This is a genomic window from Haloarchaeobius caseinilyticus, from assembly GCF_051207395.1.
Classification (GTDB): Archaea; Halobacteriota; Halobacteria; order Halobacteriales; family Natrialbaceae; genus Haloarchaeobius.
On sequence record NZ_JBPJZC010000001.1, the window covers coordinates 1827037 to 1845904 of the forward strand.

Consider the following 18868-nt stretch of genomic DNA (forward strand, 5'->3'; position numbering starts at 1 on the left):
AACTCCCTTAGATACCGCGAACGCGCCGAAGCCAGTCGTCGAGGTCACGGTGGAACTGCGTACTCGATGCGTCCGTGAACGTGAGCGTCTCGAACAGGCCCTCGACCTGTCGGTCTGCGCGTGCTGCGAGGTGGTCGTCGAGCGACTCGCCGGCCCGCTTCCGCACGACGAGTTCGGACACGAGGTCGTCGTCGCCCAGAACCGCCCGCGAGAGCGCCGATACGTCCGCGAGGACGTCCTCCCCTTCGACCACGTAGTGTGCCCCGAGCAGCGGCCGGAGCGCGTACAGGTACCGCTTCGGCGTCGGGTCGTACCCCTCCTGGCCGGGGACGAGGTGGCGTTCGTACGTCCGCTTCGCTAGTCCGTAGTACGAGTGTGGCAGTTCGAGCGGGAGCGCGTCGCGGACGATAGCTCGCAGGGCGTCGATTTCGTCTGGAAGTTCGTTCACGACGACCTCACCGCACAGCAGGGTCTCGACCGGGTCGAAGTTCGTGGTGGCGAGCGCTGCAACCCACGCCTTGCACTCGTGGCTGGTGCAGTCGACGCCTGCCCACTCCTCGAAGCCGTGGGTCGGCGTCCCCTGATTCACGACCAGTCGCTCGGCCGGTTCGTCGAGCAGCATGTACCGTGTCCCGTCGGCCAGATGCATCCCGCGAACGTCGACGTCGCTGTCGGCGTCGGCGAATCCGTGGCAGTGGCTGCCGACGACCGCGTAGAACCCGGGCCGCAGGTCGGCCGGGTCGGCGGCGAGGACCGCATCGACCAGCGAGCGAACGTGGTCTTCGTCGTAGTCGGGGCCGGACATGCCCCGAACTGTCGCGTGTCGTGACGTAACTCTTGGTGCGGTGTGTTGCCAGTGAACAGGAGGCAGTGGACACGAAGGAAGACGGCTGCCCGGTCACCCAGACAGACCAGTCACTCGTACCCGACGCGTGGGTCGATGACGGTGTACATGAAGTCTTGCAGGATGTTCATGAACACGATGATGAGGATGAAGATGTACATCAGCGAGCCGACCAGCGGCATGTCGCCCTGCACGGCCGCCTGGAAGAACAGGTAACCGAGTCCGTTGATGCCGAAGATGGTCTCCATGATGACGGAGCCACCGATGAGCAAGAACGCCTCGTTCAGGATGATGGGCACCAGCGGAATCAGCGCGTTACGGAACACGTGCTTCCACACGATTTTGCGGCGCGACAGGCCTTTCATCCGGGCGGTGTCGACGTACTTCGAGTTGATCGTTTCGAGGACTGCAGTCCGGCCGAGGCGCATCTCGTTGCCCATCGACGCCGACCCCATCACGAGCGCCGGCGGGAGGACCATCTTCGTCGCAGCGATGAACGTGTCCACGTCGAAGCCGAACGGGAGCGAGAACAGCGTCACGCCGCCGAGGGCCACCGGGAACGCGCCGTCGTACTGGTAGAAGTCGAGGGGCGGTGGGGTGACGACTTTCGTCCGGACGACGAAGTTCTGCCAATCGAACTCGACGAGGCCGAAGGTGAGCAACGACGAGACCTGCTGGGACTGACTGAGGACGGACAAGAGGATGACGCCGAGCCAGAAGTTCGGCATGGCACGCCAGAGGATGCCCCCGAAGGAAGCGAAGTAGTCGCTGAACGTGTTCGGGTTCAACCCGGCGTAGAAGCCGAGCGGAATCCCGAGGAACAGAGGCAAGAGGACCGACCAGAAGCCGAGCCAGATGGTTCGGGGTGTGTGTTCGACGATGAGGAGCATCGCCGACGTCCCGTCTTTCACGACGTAGGAGTTCCCGAAGTCGAGCGTGACGAGGTTGAGCATGTACTGCAGATACTGTTCCCACAGGGGCTTCGTGAGCCCGAGCTGTGCTTCGACCTTCGCGTACATCGACGGCGGGACGTTCGGGCCGAGAATGGCCGCGACCGGGTCGAGTGGCCCTAGTCTGAGGACGAGGAAGGTTACGGTCACCCCGAACCAGACGACGGGAATCATCAGCAGTAGCCGCCGCGCGAAGTAGTTCCACCGACTCATCGAAGCACCCCCAGCATGTGTGTCGTCCCATACAGTGCGACTGTGCTGATAAAAGTACGCCGGTAACTCACACGCGTACTTGGGTCTATGACTCGACCTGTGGGTGGCAGTTTCGTCGGCCTGTCACTGGCAGTCGCCCGTCGCTGAGAGCGACCGGTTCACTCCCAGGGGTGTTTGCCCGTCTTGCTCGGGTACATCGGATACCAGTAGTCCTTCTCTTTCTCCACGTCGAGTTCGCCATCTAAGTTGCTCTCCAGTTTGAACTCGGTCCCGCTGTCGCGGTCTTTCTCGCCGCGTTTGGGCGCGAACGGGTAGTACGCCCCGCGGCGGAACGAGTACACCCAGTACGCGAGTCGGTCGCCCTTCTCGAACGCGAAAAAGGCGTTGAGCAGGCGCGAGCCGTAGTCGCGCTCGATGAACGTGTCGGCGGCGAAGTGCAGGCTCGTGATGAGGTCCTCCGGGTCGTCGTCGTGGAGGACGACCCAGTGATAGCCGTGGTCGTCCTCGGCGATTTCGAAGTCGGTACCGGTCTCGTCGGCCCCTGCCGCGAGGATGTCCTCGACCTCACGAACCGTATCTTCGAAGTCGGTGCTGTCGACCGAGGAGAAACAGAGTGCCCCGTCGCCGGTCGACGCGAACCCGAGTTCGGCTTCCATCGTGATGTAGGCCGTGCTCATCCCGAACAGGTCGTCCGGGTCGGCGTCGCGGGCGGCGTCGGCCTCGGCTCGTAGGCCGAGAACCTCTCGCAGTGAATCCAGCAGCCCCATATCCGAGACGTGGAACGGCGGTGTCTTAATCCCGGCCTTTCGGGGCCGTGTCCGGTCCGGTCGACACGTCGTCCCAGAAGGTACGGACACCGATGAGCGCGAGGAGGACACCGACGAGCGAGACGAGCGGCGAGACGACCGTGTCGACGCGGTCGACCAGCCCCTCACGAATCTCGACGCGAGAGCGGTACAACTGCCCGTCCCACCGAACGTAGTCGTGGGTCGCCAGTGGTTCGATAGTCTCCGAATCCGCGTCTATCCACAACCCTGCCTCGCCGTCAGTGCGGGCGGTCCGCGCTGCCTCCTTCGACGGCTCGGGAAGGTCGGTGAAGTTCACGATTCGCTCCTCGTCGTACTGTCCGTCTGCGGGGTCGAAGTGGAGGTACACCTTCGTCTCCCCCGGCTTCACGTCGAGGTAGAACGGGTGGGCTGCCAGCAAGAGGCCGATAGCCAGCGCGAGTGCGGCGGCCGTGCGACGGTTCATCGTCGCCCCGTGTTCCCGTCCGTCATCAGAAGCGCCCCATCTCTCGTTCCATCTGCATGAGGCGCTCGATGCGCTTCTCGGTCGAGGGGTGCGTGCTGAACAGTTTGGTGATGGCGCTCCCCGAGATGGGGATGATGAAGAACGCGTTCATCTCCGCCTGCTCGCGAATGTCCTCTTTCGGGACCTTGTGCATCTCGCCCGAGATGGTCTGGAGCGCCGACGCCAGCGCCGCGGGCTTGCCCGTGATGATGGCCCCGCCGCGGTCGGCCGCGAACTCGCGGTAGCGTGAGAGCGCCCGGATGAGCAGGTACGACAGTATCCAGACGACGAGCGAGACGCCGATGGCGACGAAGACGCCACCGTTGTTCCGGTTGCGCCCGCCACCGAACCACGCGCCCCAGCGCACGACGAGGAACGCGATGGTCGAGAGGAACGACGCGATAGTCATGACCATCACGTCGCGGTTCTTGATGTGCGCCAGTTCGTGCGCGAGGACGCCCTCTAACTCCTCGTCGGAGAGCGTGTTCATGATGCCCGTCGTCACCGCGACGGCGGCGTGTTTCTGCGACCGCCCCGTCGCGAACGCGTTCGGGTTGCGCGAGTCGACGACGGCGATCTTCGGCTTCGGGATGTCCGCCTGCTGGGACAGTCGCTGGACCGTCGCGTGCAGTCGCGGATACTCCTCCTCCGAGACCTCTCGCGCGCCCATACTCCACAGCGTAATCTTGTCGCTGAAGAAGAACTGACCGAGGCTAAACAGTCCGAACGCCATCGCGATGAGCCACAAGCGACCAGAGTAGAGACTGAGCGCGGCGATGAACACGATGTACAACCCCGCGAGGAGGAACATCGTGAGGAGCATCCGGAACTGGAGGCCCCTGTCCGCTTTCCATTCCATGGTATCAGAGAGGTACCAAGTGGACTAAAACACGTCGCCATGAGTGCGACCACGCCGCACGCGGGCGTCGGCGTAGATGTCAATAGCCGAAGCACTTTAGCCACCCGCTGCCAGATGGTGAGAGAGATGTCGACTGGCGAGTCGCCGCTGATTGCGACCGGATTCACGCTCATGACGGCCTGCATCGTCGGGACCGTGAGCGGTATCACGGTCGTCCTCGGCCCGCCCGTCATCACGGCCGCCGTCGTCACCATCAGCGCCGCCGCCGGCGAGTTCTTCGCCGGGGTGTTCCTCGGGACGATTCTGGGCCTGACCATCGCCGGGTTCACGGCGTTCCTGGTGTACCGGCTCTATCGGCTGCAACAGACCCACAATCCGCAGGTCAGCGACGGCGTGATGTACCAGCCGACGGGGTCACCCGACGCCTACCAGACGCAGATTACCGACGGCGAACCGCCGTGGTTCGACATGTACCTCATCGGCACCGTGACGGCGCTGCTCGTGTCGATGGCGTTCGGGCCGTGGGCGACCGTGTTCGCGGGCGTCGTCGGGGCACTGGTGAGTGCGCAGTTGTTCGTTGGGGCGTGAGGCTCGGGGTGTTCTTCTGCGGTGGTCGTCGTGTCGTCAGGCCCCAGTTAGCAGACACTCGTAAATTCAGGTGAGAGACTCAGTGCCTCAGTCTGCCAACTGAGCCTCGATGGTGATTGCGGTCGTCGAATTGCCAGACTCAGAGGCCGTGTCCACCGTTATGACGGTTCCCTGAAAAAGACTATTAGCCATCCAGAGTAGAGTTTTGTATGAAGGATTGGGTCAAACTCATACTCGTCGCCGTTGCTGTATTCGCTGTTATCGCTGGTAGTGGCTCGCTCTTTCTCCCACCTGACGTGATTTCAACGGCTCCGTTGAGTATCGCGGCTCTCGTAATCTGTTGGCCTGTTGCATATTGGTTTGTCTATTACCGGGAGGGGAAGACCCCGCTCGATTCTGGTGCATAAGCAGTCTCTGTCTTCCACCACTTCGCTCAGAGAAACCTCAACGCCATCGAGAGAGCGAGCGGACCAGCAGTTCACGAATGCCGGTCAAAGATGACCGCAGCCACACCCTCCCCATCCGATTGCGCGTCTCGGCCTTCGGCCTGCGATGCTCATCCCTCGCGCGATATCTGCTCGCGGGCTTCGCCACGCTCGCAAGCGCGCGCCACGCCACAATTCGGCCACCATCCGCCAACCTCGACGACGACCACAGACCCGCGTTCCTTTTACCCCTGAACGGCGAACACCCGTCAAATGAGCGACCAGCGCACGTTCTGTCCACGCTGTGGCGACTCCATGTCCGACGCCGCCACGAGCGACCCGCTGGGCAAGTCAGACGTGGGGGTGTGTGACGACTGCTACTTCGAGCAGTTCGAACTCGTCGACGCCCCCGACCGAATCGAGGTGATGGTGTGTGCGACCTGCGGGGCGGTCCACCGCGGCAACCGGTGGGTCGACGTGGGTGCGAAAGACTACACCGACGTGGCCATCGACGAGGTGGCCGAGGCACTGGCAGTCCACGTCGACGTCGAAGAGATGGGCTGGGAGGTCGACCCCGAGCAGGTCGACCAGAACAACATCCGGATGCACTGCCACTTCACGGGCATCGTCCGCGGCCAGTTCCGCGAGGCCGAAGTCACGGTCCCCGTCCTCATCTCCAGACAGACCTGTACCCGCTGTGGACGTATCTCGGGCGACTACTACGCCTCCATCGTGCAGGTCCGCGCCGAGGACCGCCAGCCGACGAGCGAGGAAATCGAGCGTTCCGAGGAGATCGCGAACAAAATCGTCGCCGACATGGAGGCGACGGGCGACCGTCACGCCTTCATCACGGAGATGGGCGAGGAGAAAGACGGCCTGGACATCAAGGTATCGACCAACAACATCGGGAAGAAGATCTCCAACAAGGTCATCGAGGAGTTCGGCGGGTCGTGGGAGGACCACGAGACGCTCGTCACCGAAGACGAAGACGGGAACGAAGTGTACCGCGTCACGTACGCGGTTCGGCTCCCGCCGTACATCCCGGGCGACGTCATCGAACTGTCCGACGACGACGATACAGACGGCCCAATCCTCGTCCGCAGTTCCCACGGGAACTTGAAAGGCGTGCGAATCACGACGGGCGAACGCTACGAGGCCAGTTACGAGGAAGGCGACTCGCCACCGGCCAGAAAGGTCGGTTCGCTGGACGACGGCGTCGAAGCGACGGTCGTCACCGTCGAGGACGACCACGCCGTGCAGATACTCGACCCGGAGACGTTCGAGGCGAAGACCATCGCCCGGCCGGAGTACTTCGACCCCGACAGTGAGACCGTGCCGGTGCTGAAGAGTCGCGCCGGGCTGCACATCCTGCCCGATGAGTGAGGAGCCATCGGAAATCGCGGCTGCGGAAACAGAGGCAGGGGCGGACGCCACCGACCTCGCGGCAATCGTCGCCAAACCGTCCGCCGAAGTCGCCATCGCCAGCCTCCGCGACGAAGGTGTGTACGACGACTCGCGGCGGGTTCGCGAGTACGGCGCTGAGACGGTCGCACTCCCGGTGACGGAGGGTCCGAAATCGACCGACGTGCTGGACGTGGTTCGCCAGACCGACCCCGAACCGCGCGCCCCGGACCTCGAAACGCTTCTTCGAGAGCGCGGCTGGACCGACAGTGAGGCGGCCGACGCACCCGCGTCGTGGGCAGTCGTCGGCACCGTGGTTTTGGTCTCGTTCGACGACTGGACCGACGAGCAAGAGCGAGACATCGGCGAGGCACTGCTCGAACTCCACGGCGAGGCTGACACCGTCTGCGCGCACGAGGGTGTCTCTGGCGAACTCCGCCAGCCCGAAACCCGCGTCGTCGCGGGACTGGGCGACACTGAAACAGTGCACACCGAACATGGAACCCGGTACTCGCTGGACCTTTCGAAGGTCATGTTCTCGCCCGGGAACCAGGCCGAGCGCGCCAGAATGGGCGAGGTCGTCGAAGAGGACGAACGCGTCCTCGACATGTTCGCCGGCATCGGCTACTTCACGCTCCCGATGGCTCGCGCCGGGGCACAGGTCACGGCCGTCGAGAAGAACCCCGAATCGTTCCGCTACCTCGGGGAGAACGCCAGCACGAACGGCGTGCTGGAGAACGTGGAACTCGTCTTCGGCGACTGCCGCGAAGTCGAGGCGACCGCCGACCGGGTCGTGATGGGCTACTACGACGCCAACGAGTTCCTCGACTCGGCGCTCGACGCGCTGGAACCCGGTGGCGTCGTCCACTTCCACGCGACGACGCCGGAGGACTTGCTGTGGGACCGGCCAGTGTCGCGGTTACGCGAGGCCGCCGAAGAGGCTGGTCGCTCGGTCGAAGTACTCGACAGACGCCGCGTCAAGAGCCACAGCGAAGGTGTCTGGCACGTCGTCGTCGACGCGCGAGTCGAGTAGTCGGCCAACGGCCCGGTAGACCAGTCAGAACGACGAGAAGATATTTACCACATCCAGCCTCACCGCGTCGTATGACTCGACAAGAAGACGACATCGGCTGGATACTCGGTCAGCTTCCACTAGTCGCCGGACTCGTTGCCGCGACACTCCTCGGCTCGTGGATTTGCTGGTTCTTCTTCGTAGGACTGCTCGGCAACCTCCCGTTCGTCGACCATCTCGTGCAGTGGCACGCGCTCGGGTCGTTGACGGCCGGAATCGTCCGCTGGACCGGGCTCTTTCTCACGGCTGGGGTGCTCGTACGCCGGGCGACCCGCCGCTGAGAGGCTATCTCACTTACCGCTGTCGCGGTAGCACGCCGCCCCAGAACAGCAGGTGCAACCCGGCAGCGACGAACGCCAGTCCGAGTAGTCTGACCCGGTTTTTCGCCCCATCTCGCGGTTCGAAGTCGACGTCGAGGACTCGGTCGTAGGCCTGTCCCACCAGCGACAGCAATCGGTCAGGCTTTCGCAGGTGACACACGCCGATGAGCGTCAGGAGAGCACCGAGGGGCCGGGCGGCCTGTGCCCAGGCGTCGCGGAACGTCTCGAACATGGTCGCTGGTTCGCGGTTCTGGGGTAAAACGAGGTCGAAGTGGGCCGACAGTGCGCTCGGACCGGTGGTCGAACCGGGCCGAGAGGTTGAAGCATCCGGAGCAGATATGCAGTCGTATGTTCGGTCTCAACCGGCAGCAACTCATCGCGCTCATGTTCGTCGCGCTGATGGTCCTCTCTTCCGTCGTCGGCGTCATCGGCGCGCTCTAACCGTCGGTGTCCCACACGTCGGCCATCGGCGATTTCGAGCGGCGCGACCGGCGACTGGCTCGACGGCCCGACCGCCCACTGCGGTCACTGCTGGTCGAGTCGGAATCGGTCGACCCACTAGAGCCGCCACTGTCTGTACTGCTCGTCCCTGCATTCTGCTCGTCTCGTCGCCACGTCTCCTGTCGCCGTCGGCCTCTGGTCGTCGCGCCGTCGAACTCGGCCAGAGCCTCGTTCGGCTGGAACTCGGGCAGGTCCGGTTTCGAGAGCCGGGTCACCTGGTCGGCGAACCACGGCGGCGTGTCGGCCTGCGCGCGTTCGAACAGGTCGAGGAGACTCGTGTCCGCGAGGTAGGTGTCGCCGTAGTCGTCGGGCGCGCGGATGACCCGACCACAGGCCTGAATCACGGTTCTGAGGGCGGCGCGGTAGTACCACGCCCACTGACCCTGTTCGAGGCGGTGAGCGACTCGCGAGTCGCCGGTGTTGAGGAACGGTGCTTTGCACAGCACCTGCCAGCGACAGAGGTCACCCTTCAGGTCCAGTGCTTCTTCCATCTTCACCGAGAGGAACACCTCCGGGTCGTCGCAGGCTTTCCACGATTCGAGTTCGGCGTCGCGGTCCTCGCGCGAGTGCATCCGGAGTCGTTCGCCGACGCCGAAGTCGCGCAGGTGCTCGGCGAGTCGTTCTTGAATCCCGTAAGAGTGACAGTGAATCAGGCCCTTCTCCTCGGGGTGTTTCTGCATGATTCGCGTGACGACTCGGGCGACCTTCGGGAGCGTCTGGTCGCGGTGTTCGTAGGTCATCTTCCCCTGCGTCACGTCGTATAGCGGCCGGTTCTCCACGGGGAACGTGTGGCCCACGTCGACGAGGGCGGTCTGGTCCGGCGGGAGGCCCACCTGCCGACAGAAGGCGTCCTTGCTCAGGATGGTCGCCGACAGCAGCACGAACGTGTTGCCGCGGTCGTAGACGGTGTGCTGGAGGTACTTCTCGGGATTCATCGGCTTGATGGTGACCTGTCCACCCTCACCGTCTGGCTGGTCGACCAACCACTCCGTGGCTGACTGCGGGTCGCGGTAGTCGTCGACGAACCACGTCAGTTCCCCGATTCGCTCCTGTAGTTTGTCGCGGACGAACACCTCCTCGGTCGTTAACTCTGGCTTCGAGACGAGGTCGTCCTTGCGCCGGGTGAGCGTCTGAACGATGTTTTCCGCGTACTTCGCGGTGCGCTCGACCGAGTCGAGTTCGGGCACACGGAGGTCGTCCCAGTTGGGTACCGAGCGCGGCCCGAGGTCGATGGTCGCGTACATCTCGGCCCACTCGGCCAGCCCGTGCGCCTCGTCGATGACGACCACGTCACGCTTCCTGAACACCTCGGAGCCGGCGGTCTGCATGAAGTACGCCAGCGTCATCGCGGCGATGTTTCGGTTCGAGGCGATGGCCCGGTCGGAGAAGTACGGACAGCGGTGCTGGACCGAGCAGTCGTAGCCCTTCTCGCGCACGCAGGGTGCCCGGTTCACGGGCGTGTCGCGCTCGCCGGGCAGGATACACTTGTAGTTCGACTTCCCGCGGATGATGTTCAGGTCGTCCAAGAGCGAGTCACTGGCCACGTCGTCGAGCTGTGAGACCTGCGGTGTCGTGTAGTAGGCACCGCTGGCCTCGCTCGGAGCGACTTCGTCCGGACGAGCAGCACAGCCTGCAATCGCGCGCGCCAGCAGGGACTTGCCGCTGCCGGTCGGCGCGCGCACGAGGACGACGTCGTTCCCCGCGTCGATGGCGTCACGGATGTCCGAGAGCGCCTGCTCCTGATTGCCGCGGTAGCTTGGGGCGGGGAACTCTTCGAAGATACGGGACGCGTCCACTGTCGTGGTGGAACGGTGGGGCGAGTGTAAAGTCATCGGTCACGCGAGGGATAGCGGACCAACTGCCCCCGGCCTGCACAGTGGTTCGCAGATGAACCTTTGGAAGTCGTCCCGGTACCCCCCCGACGCTTGCTGCCACTTTCACTTCCACCCTCCTGTTAACGAGGGTTTATGTAGCAACCAGCCACACGAACTGGTATGGCAGACGCAGACCTCGAGAAACTCCCCGGCGTGGGACCGGCGACAGCAGAGAAGCTCCGAGAAGCAGGATTCGACTCCTTCCCCGGCATCGCCGTGGCCTCTCCCTCTGAACTCTCCAACACGGCCGACGTGGGCGAGTCGAGTGCCGCAGACATCGTCCAGGCTGCACGGAAGGAAGCCGACATCGGCGGCTTCGAGACCGGCTCGCAGGTCCTCGAACGGCGCAACGAAATCGGTAAACTCAGCTGGCAGATCGACGAGGTCGACGAGCTCCTCGGCGGCGGTGTCGAGACCCAGTCCATCACCGAAGTGTACGGTGAGTTCGGTGCGGGTAAGTCTCAGGTCACGCACCAGCTCTCGGTGAACGTCCAGCTTCCGAAGGAAGCCGGTGGCCTCCGCGGCTCCGTCATCTTCATCGACTCCGAAGACACGTTCCGCCCGGAGCGTATCGACGACATGGTCCGCGGTCTCGACGACGAGGTCCTCGAAGCGACCCTCGAAGACCGCGAAATCGAAGGCAGTGTCGACGACGAGGAGGTAATCGACGAACTGATCGAGGACGTCCTCGACAAGATTCACGTCGCGAAGGCGTTCAACTCGAACCACCAGATGCTGCTGGCCGAAAAGGCACAGGAACTCGCCGGTGAGCACGAGGAGTCCGAGTGGCCCGTCCGCCTGCTCTGTGTCGACTCGCTCACGGCCCACTTCCGCGCCGAGTACGTCGGTCGTGGTGAACTCGCCCAGCGCCAGCAGAAGCTGAACAAGCACCTGCACGACCTCGACAAGGTCGGCAACCTGTTCAACTGCTCCGTCCTCGTCACGAACCAGGTCGCCTCCAACCCCGACTCGTTCTTCGGCGACCCGACCCAGCCCATCGGTGGGAACATCCTCGGGCACAAGTCCACGTTCCGGATGTACCTCCGCAAGTCGAAGGGCGACAAGCGTATCGTCCGCCTCGTGGACGCGCCGAACCTCGCCGACGGCGAGGCCGTCATGCGCGTGCAGGACGGTGGCCTGAAGCCCGAGTAAGGACCTGAAAGCGCAGTAAGAAATCGTTCGCGAAGCAGTTTTTCCGTCTTTTCGCCCCAGCGAGCCACGGCGATTCGGATTCGACGCCCTACCAGAGCGTGTCGAAGTACTGCTCGCCGCCGTCACAGACCATCGTGACGACGTTCGCGTCCGGGTTCTCTTCCGTGATGTCGAGCCCGACGCTGAGGGTCGCGCCGGAGCTTGGCCCGACGAGGAGGCCGTGGTCGCGGGCGGCGGTTCTGGCCTGGTCGAACGCCACGTCGTCCGCCACGTCGCGAACCTCGTCGACGTAGTCGAACCACATCGTCGGGAGTTCGTGGCCTTTCCCGAGTCCTTCGACTTCGGTGTCGTACGGGCCGGTCGGGTTGCCGTAGAACGCGTTCGAGATGTTCGAGTCTTCCGCGTCGACGCCGACGACGGTCAGGTCGGTGCCGGCCTCGGCGGCACGTTCTTTCATCGCGCGAGCGCAGCCACTGATGGTCCCGCCAGTCCCCATCGGACAGACGAAATGCGTCACGTCCGGGCCGACCTGTTCCCACAGTTCGGGTCCGGTCCAGTTGTAGTGGACCTCGGGGTTGGCGAGGTTGCTGTACTGGTCGACGAACAGCGCGTCGTGTTCCTCGGCGAGACGAATCGCCACCTCGACGTAGTGTTCCGGGTCACCCTCTTCGACGCCGGGACACTCGTGGACGACTGCGCCGTACGCGCGCATGTAGCCTTTCTTCTGGACGCTGGTCGACGCCGGCGTGGTGATGTGACAGTCGGCGCCGAGTCGGTTGGCGACCATGGCGACCGACCCGCCCGTGTTGCCCGAACTCCCCTCGACGATGGTGTCGTACTCGCCCGCGTCGAACGCCTCAGAGAGAATTCCCCACGCGATTCGGTCTTTCATCGACCGTGTCGGATTCTCCGTCTCGAGTTTACAGAACAGGTTCGGCCCGTCTTCCCCACCGTAGGAGACGAGCGGTGTGTTGCCAATCTGTTGGAGTATCGGGTCGTCGGTGGGGTAGGGGCACGGACGCTCCACGCGCAGTTCCATACCGCGCGTACTGGGGCCCGTCAGTTATAAACTGACACCTAACTGTGAGAACGCCGACAGGCGACGCGCTAAACGACGCGAGTCGGCGACCGCCACGAATGCCCGTTGTGCTGCATACATCGACACCTTCTTACCCTGTTTCTATGCATACTCGTGTATGTACATCGGACGATTCGTCGTCGTCGGCCCCGAAGTGAGCGCTTACCGCGTCTCGTCGCGCTCGTTCCCGAACAGGCAGGTCACCGCGCGCGAGGACGACACCCTCACGGTCGGCCCGACACCCGACGCACCAGAGACGGACAACCCGTACGTCTCCTACAACTGTGTGCGCGTCACCGACAATGGTGCCGTCCTCGGAAACGGCTCGCAGGTCGACCCCATCGCGGAGAAGGTAGCCATGGGCTACCCGGCGCGCGACGCTCTCGCCACCGCGCTGCTCTCGCTCGACTACGAGAAGGACGACTACGACACGCCGCGCATCGCGGGCGTAATGACGGACGGGACGGCCTACATCGGCATCGTCCGCAAGGACGCTCTGTTCGTGGAGGAAGTCGACGAACCGACGCTCGTCGCGACGTACGAGAACGATACCCCGGAAACGTACGCGTTCGACGCCGAGACGGCCGCCGACGCCGCGACCGAGGCGTACGACGCCGACTTCGAACACGCGGTGTGTGCCGCCGGCATCGCCCGCGACGGCGACGGGTTCGAGCTGGCGCTCGAAAACGGCGAATAACCGGGCAGTACTCAGTCAATCGCCCGGTTTTCGAGAAACGACTGGGCACGCTCGACTCCCCGGTTTTGCAAGTCTTCGATGAACCCGGGTGACCGGTCGAACTTCGAGGAGACCGAGAGCTGTTTCTGTAACTCGATGCGGTGAATCTCGGTGTGTCGGTACTCGGCTTCGGGGAGATGGCCCGCGTCGAGCCACTCGTTCACCTGTTCGACGAAGTGCAACTGCTCGGTCAGGGAGATGTTCGCCGAGAGTTCGGTCCGGCGGTCGTAGATTTCGCGAAGCCCGGTCGGGTCGTCGTCGACGCGCTGTGGGTTGATCTGGACCAGCCACAGTTCGTCGGGTTTGTGCTCGGGCGGCACGTCGAACAGGTCGCGGATGGGCGGGTTGTGTGCGAACAGCCCGTCCCAGTGCGTGTGGCCGTGGATTTCGACCGCCGGATAGAGCGTCGGGACGGCCGACGAGGCGAGGAGGGCGAGCGAATCGACCGACTCGTCAGTGAAGGTCTCGAACTGCCCCGCCGTGACGTCGACCGTCCCGACGGTGAGCCGTGGCGTGTCTTCGGTAGCGAGGTCGCCGAAGCGCTCGAAGTCGACGTGGCGTTCCAGCAAGTCCTGAAACGCCTGCTGGGCCTGGTCGGCGAACGGGTTCTGGTAGGGGCTGACCTGTGCGGTCGGGAACCCGCTCGCGTCCAGCATGGTCGTCCAGACGAGCCAGTCGTTCGTCGCCCGCTCGAACAGCGACGACGCGGCGATGTCGGCCCAGAGGTCGTCGAGCACGCTCTCAGGGGTGTGGTCGTCGCTGACCAGGCCGAACCACGCCGCCGTGGCACAGACTGCACCACCCGAGGAACCGGAGAGGCTGACGAGTTCGTACTCGTCGGCGGCGTCGACCTCGGTGAGCAGTCGCTTCAGCACCCCGGCGGTGAACGCGGTGTGGCTCCCGCCGCCCTGACAGGCGATGGCGACGTTCGTCGTCATCAGTACGTGGAGAGGTGGCCGCCGTCCCACGTGAGGTCGCCCCCGTCGAGGTGTCGGCCGTGTTTCGAGAAGCCGAGCGTGAACAGGTTGGCGACCTCGGCCGGTTCCATCATCTCCGTCACCTTCGCGTCGCCGAGCATCACGTCCTCGACGACCTCGCGCTCCGAGATGCCGCGTTCCTCGGCCGTGTCCGGAATCTGGTTCGTCACGAGCGGCGTCTTCACGTAGCCCGTCGAGACGGAGAACGACCGGAGCGTGCCGTCGCCCTCGGCCGCGATGCACTTGGTCAGCCCGCGAATCCCGAACTTCGAGGAGATGTACCCCACCTTGTCCTGCGTGGCGATGTGGCCGTGGATGGACGCCATGTTCCCGATGGCTCCGACACCATCGTCGGTGGCTTCGACGTGCGGAATGACGTGCTTCGAGAGGACGAACGGCGCGCGGAGCATCACGCTGTGGAGCAGGTCGAACTGCTCGACCGGGAACTCGTCGATGGGGTCGATGTGCTGGAGGCCCGCGATGTTGGCGAGGTAGCGAATCTGGCCGAATTCGGCCGCCTCTTCGACGATTCGTTCGAGGTCGTCGTCGTCGGTCAGGTCGCCGACGACCGTCTCGACGGTTCCCGCGACTCCAACGTCTTCGGCCTTTTCGACTGTGCCCGCGAGCCCGTCCTCGTCGATGTCCGTCGCCGCGACGGTCAGCCCGTTCGCCGCGAGCGCGACCGCTGTCGCGCGCCCGATACCGGACCCGCCGCCTGTCACGATAGCGACGTTCTCGGCCGTGAAGTGGTCGTCTTCGACGACGAGCAGGTCGTCGGCTGTCAGTTCCGCCGGTTCGATGGAATCGTCGGTCATTAGAGAGAACCGCGCAGGGAGGCGGCAAGAAACTAGGTATGGCGTGGGGAAATCTGGGGTGCGATTGCCGTCGACGCAACCGGCCCGGCGCGCGTGGACGAGCGTGTCTGAGCGCGAGGCGACAGTGTCGCCTCGGAATGCGAAGACCGCGAGGAGCGCGCGAGGGACGAGCACCGCAGGCCGAAGGACGAGGAGCGCAGGAGGGTGGGGAGGACGAGGTGCGGTGCTGTGCGGGGCGGTCATGTACCGTCGTGATTCGTGAACTGCCTCTCGATACCGAAACTGTAGACATCGACAGCCGAACCCACACCGAACGACGACGAGAATCGACGCAAGTTAACACGCTGGCGACAGTATCACCGAGCATGAAGTTCGGCGTCATCTCCGATATTCACGGGAACAGCGTCGCCCTCGACGCGGTGCTCGCCGACATGCCGCCGGTCGACGGCCTGCTCTGTGCCGGCGACGTGGTGGGCTACGGCCCCGACCCGGCCGCCTGCGTCGAGACGCTGATGGAGCGCGACGTGCCGACCGTGATGGGCAACCACGACCGCGCAGTCGCACGGGACACAGATTTCGCCTTCAACGAACTGGCACAGGCCGGAATCTCGTACACACGAGAGCACCTCCGTGACCGCCACATCTCGTGGCTCGGCCACCTGCCCGACGAACGCCGCGAGTGCGACGGCTACGTGAAACTGGTCCACGGGCACCCGGACGACCCCGACCGCTACACCCGGCCGCACGAGTTCGCGCCGAACCTGCTTCGCGGGGAGGCCGTCCTGATTCTCGGCCACACCCACGTCCAGCACACGGAGAAATTCGACGAGGGCATCGTGATGAACCCCGGCAGCGTCGGCCAGCCACGCGACGGCGACCCGCGGGCGGCGTACTCGGTACTGGACATGGACGCGGGCGAGGTGGAAGAGTGTCGGGTCGAGTACGACATCGAGTCGGTGCAAGCGGCGATTCGCGACGCCGGGCTGCCGGAGCGATTGGCGACGCGACTGGAAGACGGGCGCTGACTCGCCGAGCGACCCGCCCCACCCCCCAGTCGAAGAGATATATTCAATATCTCGCACGTCCATCTAGATACTCGATTCTATTCGCATAGCGGCGGCTGCACCGCCCACGACGAGGCCCAGAAAGCCACGGTGTGGCGTCCCGACGCTGGAGCCACGGAGAGTCAGATGATATCCATGGTCACAGAAACCACGTCCACCAGACAGGTGGGCATCATATCTACAGAACGGATGCGCCAGACAGCCATCGCGGCCATCGTCGGCGGCGTCCTGCTGGTCTCGTACACCGTCGCCAGCGTCGCGTTCGGTGTCGAAGCGAACACGAGAGACGAAGCCACGGTCGGCCTGCTGTACGCGCTCGGCGCGCTACTCGTCGTGGGCGGCCTCTACGGCGTCCACGAGACGGTCAAGTCCGAGTACGGCCGCCTCGCGACCGGCATCGCGGGCCTGCTCGGCCTCGGTCTCGTGGGCATGGCCGTCGGACTCACCACCAACTTCGCGTTCCCCGACGTGAGGAGCGACGACGCGACCCTCGGCGGAACCATCTGGTTCCTGAGCCTGCTGGTCACCTACCTCGCGGCGACCGCCTACGGCCTCGTGCTGTGGCGCACTGGCGCGGTTTCCCGTACCGGTGCCGCCCTGCTGGCGTCGACCGTCCCGGCGCTGGTGGTCGCCCTCGTCGGAGCTGAGGTGCTGGTCGTCGGTGGCGTCGATGTGTTCGGCCTGCTGTGGTTCGTCCCGTTCGGCCTCGCGTGGATCGTCGTGGGGAACGACCTCAGGACGCGCGCAGTCGCCACTCGGGAGTCGCGAACCACCCCGGCAGCCTGAACCGTGAATCGACGTCGAACGACGGATTCGGCTTTTTCGGTCGGTGATTTCGAGTCACGACGCCGCTCGTCGAACCTACCCGGCTGGCCGACGCCTCCGCAGCACGAGCGAAATCCACATCCTACACCGGCCCTTACCCCGCGCCAGATGGACGCGGCCACCCTCCGAGACCGAGCCAGCGACCTACCGCGAGAGCCCGGCGTCTACCAGTTCCTCGCCGACGACCGGACGCTGTACGTCGGCAAGGCGGTCGACCTCCGCTCACGCGTTCGGTCCTACGCCGACCCGCGCTCGGCGCGCATTCGCCGGATGGTCGACCGGGCGGCAGACCTCGACGTGGCCGTCACGGACACCGAAACACAGGCGCTCCTGCTCGAAGCGAATCTCATCAAGCGTCATCAGCCGCGGTACAACGTCCGACTGAAGGACGACAAATCGTACCCGCTGGTCCAACTCACGGACCACGAGTTCCCCCGTATCGAGGTGACCCGCGACCCCGGCGAAGAGGCGACGGTGTACGGCCCGTTCACGAGCAAGGGCGAAGTCGAGACGGTCGTGAAGGCCCTGCGCGAGACGTTCGGGGTTCGGGGCTGTTCGGACCACAAGTTCGCCAACCGGGAGCGGCCGTGTCTCGACTTCGAGGTCGGCCTCTGTACCGCCCCCTGTACGGGCGAAATCGACGAACCGGGCTACCTCGCCGACGTGGAGTCGGTGAAGCGATTTTTCTCCGGCGAGACGGGCGTGCTCGCCGACCCACTGCGCACCGAGATGGAGACCGCGAGTGAGGCACAGAACTTCGAGCGCGCGGCGAATCTCCGCGACCGCCTCGAAGTCGTCACGAGTTTCCACGGCGGCGGCGGCGAAGCGGTCAGCAGCCGAGGACACGAACGGAGCGTCGACGTGTTGGGCGTCGCTATCGAAGGCGAAGACGCGACGGTCGCACGCTTGCACGCCGAGGGTGGGCAACTGGTCGAGCGCGAGCGCCACCCCGTCACGGCACCCGACGACCCGGACGAAGACACTGACCACGACGAACACGAGCCAGTCGCCGCGGTCCTCGCGGCGTTCCTCGTGCAGTACTACGCCGAGCGGTCGCTGCCCGACGCGGTCCTCCTCCCGGAACACCACGGCGACGACGAGGTGGCGGCGTGGCTCGACGCCGAGGGCGTCGCGGTCCGCGTGCCCGGGGCAGGCCGAGAGGCGAAACTGGTCGATCTCGCGCTGAAGAACGCGCGTCGGCACGTCGGTCGCCGGGACGAATCCGGCGCGTTGGCGGCCGAACTCGGCCTCGACTCGGTGTCGCGCATCGAGGGCTTCGACGTGAGCCACGCGCAGGGGACCGCGGTCGTCGGCAGCGACGTGACCTTCGTCGACGGCCAGCCGGAGAAGGCAGACTACCGGCGGAAGAAACTCAGCGAGGAGAACGACGACTACGCGAACATGCACGACCTGCTCCACTGGCGGGCGAGTCGCGCGGTCGAGGGCCGTGACGACCGCCCGGACCCAGACCTCCTGCTCATCGACGGCGGCGAGGGACAGCTCGGCGCGGCACTGGACGCCCTTGCGGACGTTGGCTGGGACGTGCCCGCGGTCGCACTCGCCAAGCAAGAAGAACTCGTCATCACGCCGGACCGAACCTACGACTGGCCGAGCGACGCGCCGCACCTCCACCTGCTCCAGCGTGTGCGCGACGAGTCGCACCGCTTCGCCGTGCAGTACCACCAGACGCTGCGGGATTCGGTGGAGACGGCACTCGACGGGGTACCCGGTGTCGGGCCGGAGACGCGAAAGCGGCTGTTACGCCGGTTCGGGAGCGTCGAGAACACCCGGAGTGCCAGCCTCTCCGAACTCCGAAGTGTCGACGGCGTCGGTGCCCAAACCGCCGAGTCGATTCGGACCCACCTCGGCGGTCGCTGAGGAGAC

19 protein-coding genes are annotated in these 18868 nt (G+C 64.9%); 9 read left to right on the plus strand and 10 right to left on the minus strand.

Features of this window, described 5'->3' with window-relative positions; all coding sequences use genetic code 11:
* Nucleotides 1-7: 7 nt before the first annotated feature.
* The 5 genes from ACSC1P_RS09585 to htpX all read right to left on the minus strand — a co-directional run bounded on the left by ACSC1P_RS09585 (nt 8) and on the right by htpX (nt 4156).
* Complete coding sequence (locus ACSC1P_RS09585) at nt 8-805, minus strand: DNA polymerase beta superfamily protein (RefSeq protein ID WP_435359922.1); 798 nt, start codon at nt 803-805, stop codon at nt 8-10.
* A 110-nt stretch (nt 806-915) separates the two neighbouring features.
* The gene (locus ACSC1P_RS09590) at nt 916-2007 is read right to left on the minus strand and encodes an ABC transporter permease (protein ID WP_435359923.1); all 1092 of its coding nucleotides are present in this window, start codon (nt 2005-2007) and stop codon (nt 916-918) included.
* 158 nt (nt 2008-2165) lie between these two features.
* Nucleotides 2166-2774, minus strand: a complete 609-nt coding sequence (gene pspAB / locus ACSC1P_RS09595; RefSeq protein WP_435359924.1) for a PspA-associated protein PspAB — start codon at nt 2772-2774, stop codon at nt 2166-2168.
* 25 nt (nt 2775-2799) lie between these two features.
* Nucleotides 2800-3258, minus strand: a complete 459-nt coding sequence (locus ACSC1P_RS09600; protein ID WP_435359925.1) for a hypothetical protein — start codon at nt 3256-3258, stop codon at nt 2800-2802.
* A 25-nt stretch (nt 3259-3283) separates the two neighbouring features.
* Nucleotides 3284-4156, minus strand: a complete 873-nt coding sequence (gene htpX / locus ACSC1P_RS09605; RefSeq protein WP_435359926.1) for a zinc metalloprotease HtpX — start codon at nt 4154-4156, stop codon at nt 3284-3286.
* 126 nt (nt 4157-4282) lie between these two features.
* Here htpX and ACSC1P_RS09610 point away from each other — a divergent pair, with 126 nt between their 5' ends.
* The 4 genes from ACSC1P_RS09610 (at nt 4283) to ACSC1P_RS09625 (ending at nt 7923) form a co-directional block, all read left to right on the plus strand.
* A complete protein-coding gene (locus ACSC1P_RS09610) occupies nt 4283-4744 on the plus strand; it encodes a hypothetical protein (protein WP_435359927.1) in 462 nt (153 codons plus the stop codon).
* Nucleotides 4745-5442: 698 nt separating this feature from the next.
* Nucleotides 5443-6552 (plus strand): 60S ribosomal export protein NMD3, encoded by a 1110-nt coding sequence (locus ACSC1P_RS09615; protein WP_435359928.1) that lies wholly within the window; start codon nt 5443-5445, stop codon nt 6550-6552.
* On the plus strand, nt 6545-7603 hold the full coding sequence (locus tag ACSC1P_RS09620) for a class I SAM-dependent methyltransferase (protein ID WP_435359929.1): 1059 nt from the start codon (nt 6545-6547) through the stop codon (nt 7601-7603). The genes ACSC1P_RS09615 and ACSC1P_RS09620 overlap by 8 nt, the downstream gene beginning before the upstream one ends.
* A gap of 71 nt (nt 7604-7674) precedes the next feature.
* Nucleotides 7675-7923 carry a hypothetical protein gene (locus ACSC1P_RS09625; RefSeq protein ID WP_435359930.1) on the plus strand — a complete coding sequence of 83 codons (249 nt, stop codon included), beginning with the start codon at nt 7675-7677 and terminating at the stop codon, nt 7921-7923.
* Nucleotides 7924-7936: 13 nt separating this feature from the next.
* Here the strand turns inward: ACSC1P_RS09625 and ACSC1P_RS09630 are convergent, their stop codons facing one another.
* A complete protein-coding gene (locus ACSC1P_RS09630) occupies nt 7937-8194 on the minus strand; it encodes a hypothetical protein (RefSeq protein ID WP_435359931.1) in 258 nt (85 codons plus the stop codon).
* Between the two features lie 205 nt (nt 8195-8399).
* On the minus strand, nt 8400-10259 hold the full coding sequence (locus tag ACSC1P_RS09635; RefSeq protein ID WP_435359932.1) for a helicase C-terminal domain-containing protein: 1860 nt from the start codon (nt 10257-10259) through the stop codon (nt 8400-8402).
* Between the two features lie 198 nt (nt 10260-10457).
* On the opposite strand from ACSC1P_RS09635, the gene radA reads away from it, so the two are divergent.
* Entirely contained in the window at nt 10458-11489 is a 1032-nt protein-coding gene (radA, locus tag ACSC1P_RS09640; protein ID WP_435359933.1) for a DNA repair and recombination protein RadA, read from the plus strand.
* Nucleotides 11490-11577: 88 nt separating this feature from the next.
* On the opposite strand, the gene ACSC1P_RS09645 is transcribed toward radA, so the two are convergent.
* Complete coding sequence (locus ACSC1P_RS09645; protein WP_435359934.1) at nt 11578-12528, minus strand: PLP-dependent cysteine synthase family protein; 951 nt, start codon at nt 12526-12528, stop codon at nt 11578-11580.
* Between the two features lie 157 nt (nt 12529-12685).
* Here ACSC1P_RS09645 and ACSC1P_RS09650 point away from each other — a divergent pair, with 157 nt between their 5' ends.
* Complete coding sequence (locus tag ACSC1P_RS09650; protein WP_435359935.1) at nt 12686-13264, plus strand: IMP cyclohydrolase; 579 nt, start codon at nt 12686-12688, stop codon at nt 13262-13264.
* An 11-nt stretch (nt 13265-13275) separates the two neighbouring features.
* Here the strand turns inward: ACSC1P_RS09650 and ACSC1P_RS09655 are convergent, their stop codons facing one another.
* Both ACSC1P_RS09655 and ACSC1P_RS09660 read right to left on the minus strand, forming a co-directional pair.
* Complete coding sequence (locus tag ACSC1P_RS09655) at nt 13276-14241, minus strand: patatin-like phospholipase family protein (protein WP_435359936.1); 966 nt, start codon at nt 14239-14241, stop codon at nt 13276-13278.
* Nucleotides 14241-15095, minus strand: a complete 855-nt coding sequence (locus ACSC1P_RS09660) for an SDR family NAD(P)-dependent oxidoreductase (protein ID WP_435359937.1) — start codon at nt 15093-15095, stop codon at nt 14241-14243. Before ACSC1P_RS09660 ends, ACSC1P_RS09655 begins: the two co-directional genes overlap by 1 nt.
* A gap of 365 nt (nt 15096-15460) precedes the next feature.
* Between ACSC1P_RS09660 and ACSC1P_RS09665 the strand changes: the two genes are divergently transcribed.
* The 3 genes from ACSC1P_RS09665 (at nt 15461) to ACSC1P_RS09675 (ending at nt 18862) form a co-directional block, all read left to right on the plus strand.
* Nucleotides 15461-16120, plus strand: coding sequence for a metallophosphoesterase family protein (locus ACSC1P_RS09665; protein ID WP_435359938.1), 660 nt, complete (start codon nt 15461-15463; stop codon nt 16118-16120).
* 174 nt (nt 16121-16294) lie between these two features.
* Nucleotides 16295-16945, plus strand: coding sequence for a hypothetical protein (locus ACSC1P_RS09670; RefSeq protein ID WP_435359939.1), 651 nt, complete (start codon nt 16295-16297; stop codon nt 16943-16945).
* A gap of 147 nt (nt 16946-17092) precedes the next feature.
* Nucleotides 17093-18862 carry an excinuclease ABC subunit C gene (locus ACSC1P_RS09675; protein WP_435359940.1) on the plus strand — a complete coding sequence of 590 codons (1770 nt, stop codon included), beginning with the start codon at nt 17093-17095 and terminating at the stop codon, nt 18860-18862.
* Nucleotides 18863-18868: the final 6 nt, after the last annotated feature.

Excerpts from the sequence above, each read along its gene's own strand:
- ACSC1P_RS09615 (WP_435359928.1), top strand. The coding sequence starts at position 5,443 with ATGAGCGACCAGCGCACGTTCTGTCCACGCTGTGGCGACTCCATGTCC.
- ACSC1P_RS09675 (WP_435359940.1), top strand. The coding sequence starts at position 17,093 with ATGGACGCGGCCACCCTCCGAGACCGAGCCAGCGACCTACCGCGAGAG.
- ACSC1P_RS09645 (WP_435359934.1), bottom strand. The coding sequence starts at position 12,528 with ATGGAACTGCGCGTGGAGCGTCCGTGCCCCTACCCCACCGACGACCCG.
- ACSC1P_RS09600 (WP_435359925.1), bottom strand. The coding sequence starts at position 3,258 with ATGAACCGTCGCACGGCCGCCGCACTCGCGCTGGCTATCGGCCTCTTG.
- ACSC1P_RS09665 (WP_435359938.1), top strand. The coding sequence starts at position 15,461 with ATGAAGTTCGGCGTCATCTCCGATATTCACGGGAACAGCGTCGCCCTC.
- ACSC1P_RS09670 (WP_435359939.1), top strand. The coding sequence starts at position 16,295 with ATGGTCACAGAAACCACGTCCACCAGACAGGTGGGCATCATATCTACA.
- ACSC1P_RS09660 (WP_435359937.1), bottom strand. The coding sequence starts at position 15,095 with ATGACCGACGATTCCATCGAACCGGCGGAACTGACAGCCGACGACCTG.
- ACSC1P_RS09630 (WP_435359931.1), bottom strand. The coding sequence starts at position 8,194 with ATGTTCGAGACGTTCCGCGACGCCTGGGCACAGGCCGCCCGGCCCCTC.
- ACSC1P_RS09585 (WP_435359922.1), bottom strand. The coding sequence starts at position 805 with ATGTCCGGCCCCGACTACGACGAAGACCACGTTCGCTCGCTGGTCGAT.
- htpX (WP_435359926.1), bottom strand. The coding sequence starts at position 4,156 with ATGGAATGGAAAGCGGACAGGGGCCTCCAGTTCCGGATGCTCCTCACG.
- ACSC1P_RS09655 (WP_435359936.1), bottom strand. The coding sequence starts at position 14,241 with ATGACGACGAACGTCGCCATCGCCTGTCAGGGCGGCGGGAGCCACACC.
- radA (WP_435359933.1), top strand. The coding sequence starts at position 10,458 with ATGGCAGACGCAGACCTCGAGAAACTCCCCGGCGTGGGACCGGCGACA.
- ACSC1P_RS09610 (WP_435359927.1), top strand. The coding sequence starts at position 4,283 with ATGTCGACTGGCGAGTCGCCGCTGATTGCGACCGGATTCACGCTCATG.
- ACSC1P_RS09620 (WP_435359929.1), top strand. The coding sequence starts at position 6,545 with ATGAGTGAGGAGCCATCGGAAATCGCGGCTGCGGAAACAGAGGCAGGG.
- ACSC1P_RS09590 (WP_435359923.1), bottom strand. The coding sequence starts at position 2,007 with ATGAGTCGGTGGAACTACTTCGCGCGGCGGCTACTGCTGATGATTCCC.
- ACSC1P_RS09625 (WP_435359930.1), top strand. The coding sequence starts at position 7,675 with ATGACTCGACAAGAAGACGACATCGGCTGGATACTCGGTCAGCTTCCA.
- pspAB (WP_435359924.1), bottom strand. The coding sequence starts at position 2,774 with ATGGGGCTGCTGGATTCACTGCGAGAGGTTCTCGGCCTACGAGCCGAG.
- ACSC1P_RS09650 (WP_435359935.1), top strand. The coding sequence starts at position 12,686 with ATGTACATCGGACGATTCGTCGTCGTCGGCCCCGAAGTGAGCGCTTAC.